This is a genomic window from Legionella sp. MW5194 (assembly GCF_016864235.1).
Taxonomy (GTDB): Bacteria; Pseudomonadota; Gammaproteobacteria; order Legionellales; family Legionellaceae; genus Legionella_C.
Map to the genome: position 1 here is coordinate 912,369 of NZ_CP045732.1, position 16,029 is coordinate 928,397.

The following is a 16,029-nucleotide window of genomic DNA, read 5'->3' on the forward strand; positions in this document are numbered from 1 at the left end:
AAATGGTTGATAATAATCAAAACAACGATGAATATCAGTTTGCTGATTTGGATGTCGTCAATCCGGATGGCGGTGATGATGATTTAGAAGCCATGCGTGCGGAAGGCGAACAACGGGCTCCTAAAAAGGACGTCCGAAAAAACGCATTGATTGTGATTGCTTTGATTGTGGTGGCCATGATTATTTACAAATTCATGGGAGCCATGTTCTCCAAAAAGCCCGAGCCTGTGACGCCGCCGCAAACGGTGACCGCGCCAGTGACACCAACGCCTGTCACACCGGTGGTTACCCAACCCACGCCGTCCACTCTGACGCCTGTTCCCACTCAGTCCCAACCGACGACGGTGGTGTCTGATGAGGTCAAGCAGAAATTGTCCGCGCTTGAATTGGCACAACAGGGTGTGCGTTCGGAAATCACGACCATCAATAATCAGTTAAATGGCCTTACCAGCAATGTGACCGATTTAAGTAATAAAATTGCGGCCTTAAGTCAATCGGTCAGTTTACTGGCGGCCAAAGTTGAGCAACAATCTCAACAAATTGCGGTATTAACGGTTCGGGCCAAACCGAAACCTGTTCCGCACATGGTGCGAAAAGTAACCCCTCGACCAGTCTATTATATTCAGGCTGTGATTCCCGGCCGGGCTTGGTTAATTGCCACAAATGGGTCTACACTTACGGTAAGAGAGGGTTCTGTTATAGCAGGGTATGGAACTGTAAAGCTGATTGATGCGACCCAGGGACGAGTGGTTATGAGTACTGGTCAGATCATTCGATTTAGCCAGCAAGACAGTTGAGACGAATATGGCTAACCAATCAATTACGAACTGGATTACAAGTCAGGCCGATATTCTAAACAATATCGCCTCCAACCTTGCTCCTGTTCAGAGACTATTAACCGGCGCGGCCTATCTGATAGGCTTGTCCTTTGCCTTTAAGGCCATATATAGTTTAAAGGTGTATGGTGAAGCCAGAACGATGATGTCTTCCAATACCAGTGTCAAGGAGCCTGTGGTTTATTTTATTGTCGCAGCGGTGTTCATTTATTTCCCGACTGCCATGGACGTGATGCTCATGACTACGTTTGGAAATACCAACATTCTGGCCTATGCCAATGCCAGCGCCAATCAAAGTACCAATGCTCTTTTTGGCAGCGGCAGTCCTGTCGCCTGGGCTTTGAGGATCATCATTCAGACCATTGGCCTGGCAGCCTTTATACGAGGCTGGGTGCTTATTGCCCGTTCGGCTTCGCAGGGACAACCGCCTGGCGGTACGGGCAAAGGATTAATGCATGTGTTTGGCGGGATTCTTGCAATTAATATTGTGGGAACGGTGAATGTCATTAATGCAACAATTTATGGTTCATAATTTTAAATGTGTTTAACAGGAGAGATAAAAGTGAATACCCCAGCGAAAAGAAACAGTTACACTCATTACGCTGTGATGGCGACCGTGTTTTTGTGCCTAGGCATAGCAGGGAATGCCATGGCAGCGGACCAGTCTATTGGCAACATGGCTTCGACCATTTATGGTTCATTCGGGCAATTGGCGAAATTAATCACGGCGGGTTCTTACCTGGCGGGTTTGGGTTTTTCGGTGGGTGCCATCATGAAGTTCAAACAGCATAAAGATAATCCAACCCAAATCCCAATCGGTACGCCGATTGCGCTGGTGTTTATCGCCGCGGCGCTTCTCTTCCTGCCCACAATTCTGGGTGTGGCTGGCGTGACCATGTTCGGTGGTTCCGGTGGTACAACAGCCGGTCCTACAGGTACTGTGTTCACCAGCAGTGGCGGCTAATCATAATCAACAGTAACATCGCGGTTAAATCAGGAAGCCCAGTGCTTCCTGATTTACAATGAAAGCAAACAGGCAAGATTGATGGTTATGAATCAGGAACAAAGCAAGCTTAAATTAGTAGCGAGTGCTGGAGCCTGGCGCTTGTATTCCGCCAGAAAAGCGGATGAGCGTTTTCGTGCGTTTGAATTAAAGGTTTTTCAGCGCGATCGCTATACCTGTCAATTTTGTGGATTTCAGGCAAGGCTGTTCCAGGAAGTGGTTAATCTGGATAATGATTACACCAACAACCGCTTATCTAACCTGGTGACCGCCTGTTGTTTTTGTGCTCAATGTTTCTTTATTGAATCCGTGGGTGTGGGCGGTTATGGCGGCGGTACTCTGATTTATCTGCCGGAATTGTCGCAGACGGAACTGAACAGTTTATGTCATGTGCTTTTCTGTGCGATTACCAATGATACCGGTTACAAGGCCAGTGCTCAGAATATCTATCGCAGTTTTAAATTCAGGTCCCAGATTGTTGAAGAGAAATTTGGGGAAGGAACCAGTGATCCGGCCATCTTCGGCCAGCTGATCATTGACTCCGGCGCTACGGCGCCAGAGACATTGGATAAACTGTTTAATAATATTCGGCTCCTGCCGTCAAGGGCTAAGTTTCGCAAGCAGATTGAACGCTGGGCTGCCAGTGCACTTGAAGAGATCACGGAGTCGAGCTGATGTTCATAGTCAATAGTAACAATGACTGGTAAAGAATAGGGAATAACCATGGGGAATTGGGCTGAATCATTTTTTGAAGGTATAGATACCTTTTTTGCCTGGTTAAGTACCTCGCTAAAACAAACCACGGAGTCTTATTGCGAACTCGAAACCGCGGACAGTCCCACGGTATTGGTTAATCATGACGGGTCGCTGATTTCCTTAATCAAAGTGGAAGGGGTGACAGCACTTGCAGGTGCTGAAGAATTCGACCAGCTGGTGGAGGGCTTATCGAATGCATTTCAGGGCGCCATGAGCCGTCCTGGCCATGCTTTTCAGGTGTATTTCAGCCATGACAAGCAGAACATCCGCAAAGTGATTGAAGACATTTATGCGCCAGCGGAAGCGACGGCCAAGCGGCTGGAGTTGACACTGGACGATTTATTCATCGAGCGTGTGGATTACCTTTCGCAGTATTGTGCGGAAGAGCGGCTTTACTTTGTGTTATTTACCAGGCCTTTTAACCTTGCGCAGGATCAATTGAAAGCGGCCAATAAAGCCAAACTGAAAATGCTGCGGGACATGAAGGCCCCTTCTTTTAAAAATACCCAGACAGTGTATGCCGCTATCCCTGAATTAAGGGATACGCATGATGCCTATGTGCGTTCGGTTTTAAATGATCTGGATGCCTTGAACATTTATGCCCGTCTGGTTGAAGTGCATGATGCGGTGCAGGCTATCCGCATGACCGCCGATCCGGATTTTACAGCGGATGACTGGCGGGCTACCTTACCGGGCGATAAAATTCTTCCCCGCGAGATTAATCGTTTTGAAGGCGATGTGTCCGATTTGCTTTGGCCTTCGCTGGCTAAACAGGTCATACCCCGCGATGCGGAAAACCTTGATCTGCGCACGGTAAAGGTGGGTACAAAAATCTATTCTTCGGTGTTTATTGATCTTTTTCCCAAGGATGTGCGTCCTTTCCTGACCCTGTTTGCACGCATACTACCGTCGCATATACCCTGGCGTATTTCATTCCTCGTTGAAAGCGAGGGCTTAAATACCATTAAATTAAAAGGCATGTTGTCAGCCATCCTTTCCTTTACATCCGCCCAAAACCGTCTCATCAGCGACTCGGTGAATCTATTAAAATACCTGCAATTGAATACCGACGACGCCATTGTGCGTTTGCGCGTGGTGGCCACCACCTGGGCACCGGAAGGCAATGTTCCCTTATTACGCCGGCGCAGTTCGGAATTGGTCAAGGCCATACAGGGGTGGGGATCCACCGATGTCTCGGAAATTTGCGGCGATCCATTTGCCGGCTTTGTATCCAGCATGTTGGCTGTGACGACACGGAGCGCAGCGGTGCCTTCCGTTGCGCCTTTGTCGGATGTGATTACCATGCTCCCCATCACCCGCCCCGCGTCCCCCTGGGAGACCGGTGCGTTATTATTTCGTACACCCGATGGTAAACCCTGGCCGTTTCAACCCGGTTCGACGCAGCAGACAACCTGGATTGATTTGGTGTACGCACGCCCTGGTTCGGGTAAATCCGTGTTATCCAACGCATTAAACTTAGCCCTTTGCCTGCAGGGAGGTTTAACGCGCCTGCCCCGCATAGCCATCATTGATATCGGCCCGTCAAGCAGCGGGTTAATTTCCCTGCTTAAAGAGGCCTTGCCTGCTGCCAAGCGCCATCTTGTCGCCTATTACCGTTTGCGCATGACGCCGGAATATTCCATTAACCCCTTTGACACCCAGTTAGGCTGCCGCTACCCCACCGCGACAGAGCGCTCCTTTTTAGTGAATTTCCTCACCTTGTTAACCACACCGCTCGGGGCGAATAAACCCTATGACGGGATGCCCGATCTGGCCGGTATGGTGGTTGACGAGTTGTATAAAAGCCTGGCTGATGAATTCAATCCGACGCCGTATGCGCCTGGTGTTGAAGAATTTATTGACAGTATTTTAGAGGAAATTGGCTTCGTCAGGGATTCGAAGTCCACCTGGTGGGAAGTGACTGATGCCTTGTATTCCGCCGGGTTTGTCCATGAAGCCATGCTCGCACAACGTTATGCCATGCCACTGCTCGCGGATGCAGCGTCTATCTGCCGTACGCCGTCGATTGAGGACTTGTATGAAAAGGTCGTGGCTCCCACCGGCGAGTCGCTGATCAGCGCGTTTTCGCGCATGATATCCGGTGCGGTTCGCGAATACTCCATTTTATCCCGGGTCACCAGTTTTGATATCGGCGATGCCCGTGTGGTGTCGCTTGACCTTGATGAAGTGGCTAAAAGCGGGGGTGATGCAGCCGATCGGCAAACGTCGGTCATGTACATGCTGGCACGCTATGTCCTCGCTCGCCATTATTATTTAACCGAAGAAAGCATGAACAACGTGCCGGATCAGTACCGGGAATACCATAAGACGCGTGTACTTGAAATCCGGGAAGATCCCAAACGCATTGTCTATGACGAATTCCATCGCACATCCAAGTCCGCTGCGGTGCGCGATCAGGTCATCATTGACATGCGGGAAGGCCGAAAATGGAAGGTACAGATTGCCCTGCTCTCTCAATCCGTTGACGACTTTGATTCCGTGATGATTGAATTCAGTACTGCCATTTACATTATGGATGCCGGTCCTTCCCAGGCCGTGGAAAAAACCACCCAGATTTTCGGTCTCTCAGAGACGGCAAAAACCGCTTTGCGCACCCGCGTCCATGGGCCGCGTCAGGGCGGGGCGACGTTCCTTGTGCAATACGCCACCAAGAGCGGGGTGAATATCCAATTGCTGACACTGACCCTGGGTCCTGTTGAGTTGTGGGCCTTCAGTACCACAGCGGAAGATGCCTCGGTTCGTAATCAACTCTACCGCCACTTGGGTCCTGCGGAAGCGCGCCGATTATTGGCTGCCTTGTTTCCTAATGGTTCCGTAGCTAAAATTATCGAGGAACGATTGGCCGCCATGAAGGCAGAAGTCGGTTTGATTGAGGACGATGTCAAGGACAGTGTCATTGAACAATTGGTCAGTGATATCCTCAATGCATACACCAAAGATCCTAACGTGAAAATGCTGCCCAAAAATTAAAGATTTGGGCAGGGCAACGCAGACTATCGGGGTTAAAATGGATTTCAGCCAATTACACCTGGACACCCCCAGAATGAAATTAGTTCCCATTAGCGAAGATCATGCAAGCGACATTGCCGAGCATTTTACCGCTGAGATTACCCGTTACATGTGGCCTTCCGCACCCAAGACCCGGCAGGAGATTGTGGACCATGTGCAATTAAAGCAACTGGCGATGCGCAAAAGCAAAGAAATTGCCTTGATTCTTATCCGTAAAGATCGCAGCGAATTCTTAGGCTATGCCAGCCTTCATGAGATTCAATCCCGTTCACCGGAGTTGGGCATTTGGCTTAAAAAAAGCGCTCAGGGGCATTACTATGGCTATGAGGCGTTGTCGGCTCTGATCGAGTGGACGGCGGCTAATCTTCACTACGATTACCTGAAATACCCCGTGGATAAAAGCAATTACCCCAGCCGAAAACTCATTGAAAAATTGGGAGGTACGCCGCAGGATGAGTATGTGAAATGCAGCGAGTCGGGGCGTGTCCTGCATGAATTGGAGTACCGCATTTACCGCGCGCCGCTTGCAAGCGAGTTGCAATGAGTTTGATGTAACCATCCAATGGAGCACCGCATGCCTGCACGGGCAGGGCATGCTGAAATTCAGGACTTCATGAATGGCTTGGCAGGGTATTATGCAGTACTCACACACCGCAAGGCTATCAGAACTTTCAGACTGCCCTATCATTTGCCGTATACACAGGGATATCAGGCTATCTCTTCATTTAAATTAAAGCCGGTTAAAATGCCAGGACTAAAGGGATTGATCTGATTTTCTGTTTTGAGCTGGTATCGCCCTGAATTGCCATTAATTTCAAACAGGATCTGCAGGCTTGCGCTGTCATTGCTGTCCACCAGCACATTGACTTTCTGGAGGATTTTAAAGAAAGCCCAAGGGCCTTTCTCTTCAAGCTCAAAATGGTTGCCTTCAATGGAGTAAATGGCCAGTTTGGCATCCGATTGAGGCCAGCTGAAAAAGGTGTAAGAGTCGCTCGTCTGGCTGTCGGTGAGTTTGGTTTCACCGATGGATAACTGTATATTGGCCACCACGGGATCCAGATTGATTTTTTGCAGAGTGAAGTCGATTTTGCTGGTTTTGGCATGCTCAGGGAAAAACATGTTACTGATGACATTGGCGCGTATTAATTCATTAATCAAATCGGTGGAAATCGGCATGACGTAACCGTTTAATTCTTTGGATTGCCATTGTGGCTTGGAAGTATCCAGGAAGGGTTTTAAATAATGATTTACGAAGGAATTCAAGGTGCCTTCCGGTGCAAAAAAGCGATCAAACTCCATCAGCGACACTTCACTGTCAGGGTTATTGGCATCCAGCGGGTAACGGTTGGCGATGGCGGATTGATAGTCCGTAAAAACTAACCGCTGCCATTGGTGATTCAAATAGGTACGGCTTTCAGTAATAAAAATAAACCAGGTGTCATCGGCAATTTGCTTCGCCCAACTGGACACAGGCTCTGGAAGCTGACGGGCGCGATTGTACAGCGCGCTTAAGGGATCGGATAAGGATTCGCCGCTGAAGCGTGAGCGCGTCAGTTCAAAAACGGTGCGTCCCTGATCATTGACCAGCGCCAGCGTAGTAATGAACTTTTCCAGTTCGCTGATGTTTAAACTCAACTCATGGGTGGCGGAATTGCTCATTAAGTTAAGGGAGGTAAACTGGCTCGCCACCTGCTGATTGAAAACAGAGGCGCTTTGATCGGGCGACGGGCTGGTCTGCTCCTGAATCAGCTCAACGAGACTCTCAATGGCATTGGTCTTCGTCAGCGTCTGAGTCAGCAGACGTGCCTGCTGATAACCCTGGTAATGCTGAGGGTGCGTGCGGCGAATGAAATTCTGCCACCAGGTCGCGTATTCAAAACAATAAGCCTGTTCGAGTTGCGAAGGCAGGTTTTGCAAATCCTGCCGGGCCAAAATCCAATTCTCGTCCTGAAGTTGTGCGCTGATTGCTGGCAGCTTTGCCATGACCTCGTTAAAGCCTTTTTTGGTGTAATAAACGGGCAATTCCTTGTTGGTCAGATCAAACCCCGGTATATCGATGGTTTTTTTGTCTTTGGGGAAACTGTCCTTCGCCAACGAGTAATACAGGTAAGCCGCAGGCAGGGCGTTGAGGTAATTGCGAACATCACTGACCAGTTGACGGTTAATGGCGATGGGTTGCAGCGGCTGCTTCAATGCTTTTTTAAGAAGCAGAATCTCCTTGTCATTCATTGCCACGGCATGGCTTGCTTCATGAGTGGTTCTGAACCAGTCAACCACCGCCGTTTCCGAAAAATGCTCCGGCTCAGCCAGCATCAGGTAAATTTTTAAAGCCTGGTAGCGCGCCAATTGGCTTTGGGACGGATTGGCAATGATCGCTTCGAGGCTGGCTATCATGTCCGGTAAGAAATTGTGGTGCAGTCTGTTCTTTGCATTGGAATGCAGCTGGCTTTTAAGTTGTTCAATGATGGTCAGCGACAACAAATTAACAGGAATGGAGTCTATTTTAGTCTCCGCCAGCGACAGATGATACAGTGCCGATGTTTTGCCATTGGGCTGACCTATCAGCGTTTCATACGCCAGTAATTCTTTACTGGCTTCATCAAGCAGTCTGGATGTCGTCCAGTGTTGATAAGACACGCCGCAGAGCGCCAGGCCGACAACCCCTGCCGCAATGCCTGCAAACAGTTTATGCCTGCCGCTCATGCCCGGCACATGACTTTTTGTGTGTTCCTGCAGGGCCTTGATGGCTCCCTCGATAAAATAGGGTCGGTAGTTGCTGGATTGTTGAAACCGGTCCTGCACAGTTAACGCATATTCATGCTGGATCTTGCGGTTCAAACGATCGATGGTTAAACCGCCCTGTTGGGCACTGGTAAAATACAGTCCCTGCAGACGAAAGAGTTGATGGTTCAACTGTTGAATCAGGGCCTGCACAGGCACCCGCAGACACGCTAATTGCAAGGGAAATTCACGGATTAATGTGCGTTTGGCGCTGGAACGTGCCGGGTGCAGTTTATTAATAATTTGCTGCCCCAGGACTTCAATCATCTGGTCAAACTGGGATTGATATTTTTCGATGAACTTGTTGCGAGTCCCCGTGTTTTCCAGTGAAAATCCCAGGGGTTTGGCGAGTTCGCTGGGGTGCTCAGACTGGAAAAATTCACAAAACCCGGCCAGTGTATCCAGTTGCGTGAACAGAAGGGCCATGTCCGTGCAATACCCGAGGGCGCTGCCGAAACGTTCAAGTAATTGCATGTGTGATTTGCAATGGTCAACGAGTTGTGCCGGTTCAGTCAGCAATAATTCGCTGCTGTTGATGCAAAGGATAAGGCCATTGATTTTGACATTGCTGTGGCAGCGGTTCAATTGCTTCAGCGTCGTGGTTAACAGACCATCACTGCTGTGAAGCCAGGTTTCGCCCAACTCCAGAATAACCCCCTGATTATTGTAAAACAGATTGGCTCCCTGCTCGTTGTCGATGGGGCAATGGATAAGATTGGCCTGCTTTAAAAGCGCCGTTTTACCCTGGCTGCTTTTACCAATCAATAACAGAAAAGACAAAGGCGTTTGTTGGGGTTTTAACTGCACGAAAATTCGTTTTAATGCTTCGCAAAGCAGGTGTAGCGATTTATCCATTAGTCATCCAGTTTGGCTATGAGATGATGTCCTGTCTGGACGGTTTTGGCTTTATTTTCCAGCAAGAGGTAACTCACGAGGTAACTGGCGATAAGCAATCCCAACGAGAGAAAGCACACCGTCAGCAGCGGTTTACGGCTCGTGGAGCTAAAGTCGGCTTTTTTCTGTTCTTTAAACAGATGATGTGATTGATTGACCCGGTGCTGCTGAATTAATTGATAAAGTTCTTCGATGAGGTTATCCAGCACACTGCGGCCATTGGCCTGCCCATGCTGTATGCCTTCAAAGCCGGCGATCAGGCAATAATAGGCCAACTCAATTAAGTCCAGGTATTGGTGGGGCCGTTCCTTGATGAAATGAACAATGTCAAAAAAGCGTTGCTCAGGACCCGTGCCATCTTGAGATGCCGGGGTGAACGCCGCAAAGACAGCGGGTTCGCTATGCAGGCGCAGGTAGCTCTTTCCCAGCAATTCATCAATGGTGGCGCAGAGTAAATAACGGGCGATGGCGATGAATTCATCGCTGTAGGATTTGCCGAGCACCCGGCTATGAAAGGCCAGTAATTCATGTTCAATGTTGCCACGAATGGTTTGTACCGGTGGTAATGAAGGACTGACACCCAATCGTTCCAGAAGTGATAAAACAGGTCCTGCTGCGGCAACGAGCGGATTGGTTGTAAAAGGAGCAACAAATAATTTGGAGCGAAAATAGCCTTGAGGCATTTGCTGAGTGCCCGGTAATGACAGTTGACTCACAAGAGAGGCCGAATAATGCTCGGCTGCCATGGCTTCACTCCCAATTAATTGTGCAGTTGTCCTCTGCGGAGGCTGATTGTTATTCTTGTTTGGCCAGTTACTCCAACACAATCCTAAGGATAATACGTTATCTCCAGGGCCTTGTCGATATGGCGAAGCGGACAATAATGAAAGACAGGATGGTCTTATTCGATGGGTTCCAATGCTTCAGAAAAATAGCGGTTAACCCATGCTTCGCCGAGGTGGTCGTAACAGTCGGTGAGAAGATCCGCCAGCTCGTGCGGCGTTAATTGATGTTCTTCGCCTGGAGGTTCTACCTCATGATGAAAATAGGTTTTAAAGAACGCCTGACAGAAATCGGTGTAGTCGCGGGTATGGAGGATAAAGGTATGCCACATGGCATCCAGAGGCAGCAGCGGACCAAAAAAATAAGTGTGCCGTTTCGTTTTTTGCCGGTAAGCATTTAACCACAGCCAAGCCAGTAAATCGCTAAAAAGCTGCTGGCTGGCCTTAAGATCAAACGCAGGATGATGGTGCGCGAAATGGCGCACCACGGTTGGATTTTGATAATGCAACACAGCATGCAGGGCGGGGACTTCCATCAGCGACAGCAGGTTCCCTGCCAGTTTTTATTGGTAATAAAGCGCACGATGCGGCAGATTTTTTCTTGTTTGCTCATGAGGCCCTCTTATTTTTATTAATTGCACAGACAGTCATTTAAGCACCCAATTGATCAGTAATCAACCCATAACAATGTGGCAATTAATAGATATTATCTATCAATGCGATAGTAATATTCAATTTTACTTATTATCCCTATCCAACTAAATTTACAGTGAAACCGCATAATTGAGGAGAATAACATGATCACAGTCGGTAATCGATTTCCAACATTTGAGTTAAAGGCAACAGTAGGCAACGATGTTCATGATGCCTTCACCGTCATCAACAATAACACCTACAAAGAAAAATGGCTGGTGGTTTTTTTCTGGCCTAAAGATTTTACCTTTGTATGCCCGACAGAAATTGCTGAATTCGGCAAACTCACCGGTGAATTTGGCGATAGAGATGCGCAAATTTTAGGCGGAAGTACCGACAGCGAATTCGTGCACCTGGCCTGGCGTAATAACCACGCAGATTTAAAAAACCTGCCATTTCCCATGCTCGCTGACATTAAACGGGAATTGACTCAGGCCTTAGGCATCCTGGATGAGCAGGAAGGGGTCGCACAACGCGCCACGTTCATCGTTGATCCGCAAGGCATTACCCGTTTTGTCATGGTCACCGATTTGAATGTCGGCCGTAATCCCCAGGAAGTGCTCCGCGTACTGGATGCCCTGCAAACGGATGAATTATGCCCTTGCAATTGGAAAAAAGGAGAAGAAACCATCCATGTTTAATGCGCTGAAGCCCATCAATAACGGAGAGAACCATGTTGCAATTCATTAAAGATCTGTTGCCGGAATTTGCCAAAGATGCCCGCGTCAATGTGGGCAAGGTCCTTGACCTTGAGCAGACAGACGGTTTAAGTCAAGAACAAATCGTCGGCTCAGCCCTGGCAGTCGCTTATCATCTCGGCAATCAGCCACTGGTGGCTGGTATTAAAGGTTTGCAGGGTGATTTCACCATTGAAGAAGCGGCAAAAAATGCCGCGAGCATCATGGCGATGAATAACCTTTATTATCGTTTTGTTCATTTAAGCGAATTACCGGAACTGGGACAAATCCCGGCGGGGCTTCGCATGCAGGGCATGATGAATCCCGGAACGGATAAAGTGACATTTGAGGTATTGAGTCTCGCTGTGTCGGTATTGAATGGTTGCGGTGCCTGCATCAGTGCCCATAGCCGGCAATTGCTGGAACATGGCTTAACGCCCGCAGCCATCGCTCGCGTGGGGCGAATCAGTGCTGTGATTCATGCCGTGCACGTCAGCAGCCAATTATAAACAAGCAACGCGCGTCGGCGCGTTGCACTCTTATCGCCAGCCAAATCCCGCTTTAAGCCGTCCCAGGCAATATTTCGCCTGTTCAAGATCGTTGTCCTGCAACGCCATCTCCAGATCATCAATGGCAAAACGCACAGCCTGGATGTTGACGCGTACCATGCCGCGAAGAAGAAAACCAATGCAGGCAAAGACCAGCATGCTGAGGTAGGGGTGGGTGCAGACAAAATGCGGCAAGGCAGTCATGAGTGTTCCTTCAGTGGCGATTCTCATTTCATCATAGGGGCAAATGCGGGCTGACGCCAGGTGAGCGAGTCAAACCACGAGGCGTTAAAAAGCCATGGATTGACTGGGCGAGCCTGTTTGACTGGCTTCTGCCTCGTTGACAATCCAATCCAGGGTGTTGGGGTGGGTATTGGATTCAGCCGCCTGCATCTTCTTGTCATTGAAAAGGTCGGATGCCGCTGCGTTTCCAGAGCCGCTTCCGAGAACGGTTAACGCCGGATCAATCAATGGCGGCGGTGGATAGGCATTGACCAGGTAGTCGGTTTCCTCCGAAGACTGATTGACTATTGTAGTTTTAAAACGGCGATTAAAATAATCCGAATGACCATGGTAGTAATCGACGTACTGGAAATCGTGGGCATGCTGTAATTTTTCTCGTAACGTCACCATCCGGTGATCCACGGGTTTTATCCCGGGCAGGAAACTGAAAAAATTTTGCAGACGAATGCGCCAGAAACCCGGCAATTGCTGATGGAGATCACGGTAAAGGGAGTTGGTCATGGTTATGTACATCTAAAAAGCACTTGTTCAATAATACCATAATAAGGGCATCATGTACTATATTTATCCAAAAACGATCCTGTCCCTTGAGACGCAGCGCCGGGCGTTCACGCTTACATCTCAGCCCGGCTGATGACTGATGGGACGATCCTGGCGTGTTCCTCGTAATCGTGAACATCATTGCCGTCTTCTCGAAGGCCGCATCCGGTGGCATTCATGCTTCTGGTTTTGTCACGTGCATCAGCAAAGGCATCCTGAACCAGCCGCGCGGTCACGCTTTCGCCGGAGGTCTTGTGCCAGGCGTCAACGCTCTTGGGATCGACAAACGAGCCGACATTTCTTTCCGCATCCTGGGCATAACGACGTAAGACATCAATATTGCCGACGCGATACGCTTCAATGGCCTGGCTTAGGATGAGGATTTTATAATCCCGCTTGGCGTCCTGATGGTACAAACGCATCTTGCATTGACGCTGCATCCTGATTTCGGCGAGATGCATTTCCATGCGTCCTAAAATGCCAGTGTCTGGGGTGAATTTTTTTAAGGCTTTGCTGTCGGAAAATTCTTTTTTCTCAGCCAAATGGTCTTCTTTCGCAAGCTTGCCCATGACTTCAAGCGGTTTTCCCGGTCGAAGCAATCCTTCTTTGGGCAGGAACGTCATGCTGCTTGATGGCAGGCAATCATTCGCTCTGACCCAACAGCCTAAATCAGAAGATAATTTTCGTTGTGCATTCTCACGGGCAACCTGCGCCATGCTGTAATCCGTGGCTGTCCGACACCCGTGTAAAAAATCAGTTCCCCAAAAGACGCGGACATTGTCATGGCTTTTGACGAATTCACGGGCTAAATGAATCGGATTATCGGGGGTAGTGGCGGCATCCGCCCTGTCGTATTGCCGTGCATGGGCAAAAAAAGCATCGGTTTTGCCGTCTTTGTCCTGGCCGATGATGGCAAGCCCCATGCACCCAATAAGGCTGTCCGTCCACACCATCTCAACCGGGTTGTTTTCGATGTCTTTCAAAACGATGCCGGGTCCGGGACCGGGTTCACTGCCATTTAAGCCGATGGTACCGGGTACGGCAGTCTCAAACCATTCGTCCTTGCCCGTATGGTCAGAGTCGCCAAAACTAATGTCTTCACCCCAATGACTTCCGCATTGAGCCAGTTGTATGCGGCGATCGGTACTCCCTGATTCTGTGCTTATCATGCACGTGCCTCCCTGATGTCGTTATTTGCAGTATAGTTCAAGGTGGTTCACTTTTTTCTGGCAAAAAAAGGTCATCAGGGTTAAAATTTGTCCTTTTTTACGAATAAGGAAGAGTGATAATGAGAAAAAAGACCTTGCTGTTTGCCCTCCTGATCCTGAGCGTTTTCGCCCAATGGGCAGGGGCCGCGGCGCTTGAAGATCGATACGCCCATGATCAGCAGCTGGTTCTCGACGAGGTGAACAAATACCGGCAGTCGAAAGGGTTAAAGCCACTGGTAATGAACAAGTTCATGTCGCATGAAGCGGCCATCCACAGCCAGGACATGGCCTCTAAACGCATGGCGTTTGGCCACATCGATTTCAACAAACGCATTAAGCGCATTTATGACAACATTCAGTTGTGCCGTGCGGGATCGGAAAACGTTGCGTATTTTAAAGTGGGTCCCCGCGAAGTGGTTCGCCGCTGGCTGACCAGTCCTGGCCATCGTCGCAACATTGAAGGCAATTTCAACATGACGGGCGTCGGTATCGCACACGATAAACGTGGCTACATTTATTACACGCAGATTTTTGTCCGTACCGATAATCCAGCGTATACCCAAATCGCCAAAAAGTAACACGACGCGGGCTGATGCTGAACAAGCCATCGGCCCGTGGTTTAATTAAGCGTACCACAGGCGATGCGGGCGCCGCCGCCGCCCAGCGGTGGGTTATCGCTGTAATTGTCGCCGCCGGCATGAATCATCACCGCGAGATCTTTCAAGTCACTGGTTTTTAATCGTGGGGCCAACAGCGGGGTATTGGCTTGCCCTTGGCTGTTCACAGCCAATACCGGTAAATCACCTAAATGCCCATTTCCATAAGGGCCAGCATGCGTATTGGTCTTAGCCGGATCATAATGCCCGCCCGCGTTCATCCCTTTGTCGCCGCAATCCGCCTGTTGATGCAGGTGGAAGCCATGCAATTGGCCTGCGGGCAGTGACTGAAGCGCCGGTTTAATCAGTAAGCCGTATTGGCTGTCCTCAAAAACCACCTGTCCTATTTTTTCGCCGGTCTCCGTGGCGTACAACTCACTGGTTAATGTCGCGGCATGCGCGGACGATAGAAGAAGGAGGCTGGCAGCAAGCAATGCGTTGGTTTTCATGATTTCCCTTGGCTGTAGTTGATTGATAAGTCTAGCATTTTCTGCCAAAGCGACGCTAGTCGTCTTTATTGAAGGACACCATGCCAATGACCCCGCCCAAAGCGACTAAGCTAAAGGCAATGAGCAACTCCCGGGTGGGAGTTGCCATCCCAAGGAGGATTAAAACCAGCATGGAGAGCATGGGATTACCATAAGACAGCAGGCTCAACAGTTTAAAATCGCCTTTTTTTATGCCGAAATCCCAGAAAAAATAAGCCAGACCCTGTGTGGTTAACCCCATCAACAGCAGAACGGCCCATTCCCTGCCCTGCGGAAGGACAGTGGTTTCGTAAGTCATATGAAGCACACCGGACGACACGGCAGCCAATCCACAACAAAGACCAATCATGTCCACGGGTGCCTCATTGAAGAAGCGGGCTGTGATGCTGTAAAGCGCCCAGACCAGTGCACCTGTAAACGCCAGAAGATAGCCTTGCAGGTAGTGACGTTCAAAGCCTGTTTCCCCCTGACACAGAAGAATGTAGACACCGGCAAAACCAAAGCAGGCGGCAAGGAGGTGCTTGTTGCTGCGTTGTTCGTTGGGTAAAAAGCCGGTCAGGACCGGGATAAGAATCGGCCAGAGGTAATTAATCAGATCCGCATGGGAGGCCGGGGCGTATTTGAATGACGCCACATACAGGATTTGATTGCCGTAAATACCGATAAAAGCCAGCAGGTACAGCGGCCAGGGTTGTTTGAGGGCTGCCCATTGCCTGCGCAGGGTGAGTTGCACGACTGAAAACAGGAAGCTCACCAAAAAAGTCAGGCTTAACGTTTCAAACAGGGGCAGGGATTTTACCGTGGCAGTGAATGGCGCGGCCAATACCCAGAAAATCAAGGCACAATAACCAATGCAGGTCGGGTATTTTTTAATGCTCATCGTGTGCCGGGCAG

17 protein-coding genes are annotated in these 16,029 nt (G+C 49.4%); 9 read left to right on the forward strand and 8 right to left on the reverse strand.

What is annotated here, in order from left to right; translation table 11 throughout:
* Positions 1–2: 2 nt before the first annotated feature.
* From icmG to GH742_RS04370, 6 genes are all read left to right on the forward strand, one after another.
* Positions 3–797, forward strand: a complete 795-nt coding sequence (gene icmG, locus GH742_RS04345) for a type IVB secretion system protein IcmG/DotF (protein WP_203456259.1) — start codon at positions 3–5, stop codon at positions 795–797.
* 7 nt (positions 798–804) lie between these two features.
* Positions 805–1,368 carry a hypothetical protein gene (locus tag GH742_RS04350; protein ID WP_058532001.1) on the forward strand — a complete coding sequence of 188 codons (564 nt, stop codon included), beginning with the start codon at positions 805–807 and terminating at the stop codon, positions 1,366–1,368.
* A 75-nt stretch (positions 1,369–1,443) separates the two neighbouring features.
* Entirely contained in the window at positions 1,444–1,800 is a 357-nt protein-coding gene (locus GH742_RS04355; protein WP_203456845.1) for a type IV secretion protein IcmD, read from the forward strand.
* Between the two features lie 81 nt (positions 1,801–1,881).
* The gene (icmJ, locus tag GH742_RS04360; protein ID WP_203456260.1) at positions 1,882–2,514 is read left to right on the forward strand and encodes a type IVB secretion system protein IcmJDotN; all 633 of its coding nucleotides are present in this window, start codon (positions 1,882–1,884) and stop codon (positions 2,512–2,514) included.
* 48 nt (positions 2,515–2,562) lie between these two features.
* Positions 2,563–5,586 carry a type IV secretion protein IcmB gene (locus GH742_RS04365; protein ID WP_203456261.1) on the forward strand — a complete coding sequence of 1,008 codons (3,024 nt, stop codon included), beginning with the start codon at positions 2,563–2,565 and terminating at the stop codon, positions 5,584–5,586.
* A 73-nt stretch (positions 5,587–5,659) separates the two neighbouring features.
* Positions 5,660–6,169 (forward strand): GNAT family N-acetyltransferase, encoded by a 510-nt coding sequence (locus tag GH742_RS04370; protein WP_203456262.1) that lies wholly within the window; start codon positions 5,660–5,662, stop codon positions 6,167–6,169.
* Positions 6,170–6,333: 164 nt separating this feature from the next.
* Here the strand turns inward: GH742_RS04370 and icmF are convergent, their stop codons facing one another.
* The 3 genes from icmF to GH742_RS04385 all read right to left on the reverse strand — a co-directional run bounded on the left by icmF (position 6,334) and on the right by GH742_RS04385 (position 10,618).
* Complete coding sequence (gene icmF, locus GH742_RS04375; protein ID WP_203456263.1) at positions 6,334–9,261, reverse strand: type IVB secretion system protein IcmF; 2,928 nt, start codon at positions 9,259–9,261, stop codon at positions 6,334–6,336.
* A complete protein-coding gene (gene icmH, locus GH742_RS04380; RefSeq protein WP_203456264.1) occupies positions 9,261–10,046 on the reverse strand; it encodes a type IVB secretion system protein IcmH/DotU in 786 nt (261 codons plus the stop codon). The genes icmF and icmH overlap by 1 nt, the downstream gene beginning before the upstream one ends.
* 155 nt (positions 10,047–10,201) lie before the next feature.
* Positions 10,202–10,618 carry a hypothetical protein gene (locus GH742_RS04385; RefSeq protein WP_203456265.1) on the reverse strand — a complete coding sequence of 139 codons (417 nt, stop codon included), beginning with the start codon at positions 10,616–10,618 and terminating at the stop codon, positions 10,202–10,204.
* Positions 10,619–10,879: 261 nt separating this feature from the next.
* Between GH742_RS04385 and GH742_RS04390 the strand changes: the two genes are divergently transcribed.
* Complete coding sequence (locus GH742_RS04390) at positions 10,880–11,416, forward strand: peroxiredoxin (protein ID WP_203456266.1); 537 nt, start codon at positions 10,880–10,882, stop codon at positions 11,414–11,416.
* A gap of 32 nt (positions 11,417–11,448) precedes the next feature.
* On the forward strand, positions 11,449–11,961 hold the full coding sequence (locus GH742_RS04395; protein WP_203456267.1) for a carboxymuconolactone decarboxylase family protein: 513 nt from the start codon (positions 11,449–11,451) through the stop codon (positions 11,959–11,961).
* A gap of 30 nt (positions 11,962–11,991) precedes the next feature.
* On the opposite strand, the gene GH742_RS04400 is transcribed toward GH742_RS04395, so the two are convergent.
* From GH742_RS04400 to GH742_RS04410, 3 genes are all read right to left on the reverse strand, one after another.
* The gene (locus GH742_RS04400; protein ID WP_058532010.1) at positions 11,992–12,204 is read right to left on the reverse strand and encodes a hypothetical protein; all 213 of its coding nucleotides are present in this window, start codon (positions 12,202–12,204) and stop codon (positions 11,992–11,994) included.
* An 84-nt stretch (positions 12,205–12,288) separates the two neighbouring features.
* Positions 12,289–12,744: a hypothetical protein gene (locus tag GH742_RS04405; protein ID WP_203456268.1), complete on the reverse strand. Its 456-nt coding sequence runs from the start codon at positions 12,742–12,744 to the stop codon at positions 12,289–12,291.
* Positions 12,745–12,857: 113 nt separating this feature from the next.
* Positions 12,858–13,952 (reverse strand): hypothetical protein, encoded by a 1,095-nt coding sequence (locus tag GH742_RS04410; RefSeq protein ID WP_203456269.1) that lies wholly within the window; start codon positions 13,950–13,952, stop codon positions 12,858–12,860.
* A 119-nt stretch (positions 13,953–14,071) separates the two neighbouring features.
* Between GH742_RS04410 and GH742_RS04415 the strand changes: the two genes are divergently transcribed.
* Positions 14,072–14,569 (forward strand): CAP domain-containing protein, encoded by a 498-nt coding sequence (locus tag GH742_RS04415; RefSeq protein WP_239005277.1) that lies wholly within the window; start codon positions 14,072–14,074, stop codon positions 14,567–14,569.
* 41 nt (positions 14,570–14,610) lie between these two features.
* Here GH742_RS04415 and GH742_RS04420 read toward each other — a convergent pair whose 3' ends face one another.
* Together GH742_RS04420 and GH742_RS04425 are read right to left on the reverse strand one after the other, a co-directional pair.
* Positions 14,611–15,099, reverse strand: a complete 489-nt coding sequence (locus GH742_RS04420) for a superoxide dismutase family protein (protein WP_203456846.1) — start codon at positions 15,097–15,099, stop codon at positions 14,611–14,613.
* Positions 15,100–15,151: 52 nt separating this feature from the next.
* On the reverse strand, positions 15,152–16,015 hold the full coding sequence (locus GH742_RS04425; RefSeq protein WP_203456270.1) for a DMT family transporter: 864 nt from the start codon (positions 16,013–16,015) through the stop codon (positions 15,152–15,154).
* Between the last annotated feature and the right edge of the window lie 14 nt (positions 16,016–16,029).

Excerpts from the sequence above, each read along its gene's own strand:
- GH742_RS04400 (WP_058532010.1), bottom strand. The coding sequence starts at position 12,204 with ATGACTGCCTTGCCGCATTTTGTCTGCACCCACCCCTACCTCAGCATG.
- GH742_RS04405 (WP_203456268.1), bottom strand. The coding sequence starts at position 12,744 with ATGACCAACTCCCTTTACCGTGATCTCCATCAGCAATTGCCGGGTTTC.
- GH742_RS04355 (WP_203456845.1), top strand. The coding sequence starts at position 1,444 with ATGGCGACCGTGTTTTTGTGCCTAGGCATAGCAGGGAATGCCATGGCA.
- icmJ (WP_203456260.1), top strand. The coding sequence starts at position 1,882 with ATGGTTATGAATCAGGAACAAAGCAAGCTTAAATTAGTAGCGAGTGCT.
- GH742_RS04415 (WP_239005277.1), top strand. The coding sequence starts at position 14,072 with ATGAGAAAAAAGACCTTGCTGTTTGCCCTCCTGATCCTGAGCGTTTTC.
- GH742_RS04370 (WP_203456262.1), top strand. The coding sequence starts at position 5,660 with ATGAAATTAGTTCCCATTAGCGAAGATCATGCAAGCGACATTGCCGAG.
- icmG (WP_203456259.1), top strand. The coding sequence starts at position 3 with ATGGTTGATAATAATCAAAACAACGATGAATATCAGTTTGCTGATTTG.
- GH742_RS04395 (WP_203456267.1), top strand. The coding sequence starts at position 11,449 with ATGTTGCAATTCATTAAAGATCTGTTGCCGGAATTTGCCAAAGATGCC.
- GH742_RS04410 (WP_203456269.1), bottom strand. The coding sequence starts at position 13,952 with ATGATAAGCACAGAATCAGGGAGTACCGATCGCCGCATACAACTGGCT.
- GH742_RS04425 (WP_203456270.1), bottom strand. The coding sequence starts at position 16,015 with ATGAGCATTAAAAAATACCCGACCTGCATTGGTTATTGTGCCTTGATT.
- GH742_RS04390 (WP_203456266.1), top strand. The coding sequence starts at position 10,880 with ATGATCACAGTCGGTAATCGATTTCCAACATTTGAGTTAAAGGCAACA.
- GH742_RS04350 (WP_058532001.1), top strand. The coding sequence starts at position 805 with ATGGCTAACCAATCAATTACGAACTGGATTACAAGTCAGGCCGATATT.
- icmH (WP_203456264.1), bottom strand. The coding sequence starts at position 10,046 with ATGGCAGCCGAGCATTATTCGGCCTCTCTTGTGAGTCAACTGTCATTA.
- icmF (WP_203456263.1), bottom strand. The coding sequence starts at position 9,261 with ATGGATAAATCGCTACACCTGCTTTGCGAAGCATTAAAACGAATTTTC.
- GH742_RS04365 (WP_203456261.1), top strand. The coding sequence starts at position 2,563 with ATGGGGAATTGGGCTGAATCATTTTTTGAAGGTATAGATACCTTTTTT.
- GH742_RS04385 (WP_203456265.1), bottom strand. The coding sequence starts at position 10,618 with ATGGAAGTCCCCGCCCTGCATGCTGTGTTGCATTATCAAAATCCAACC.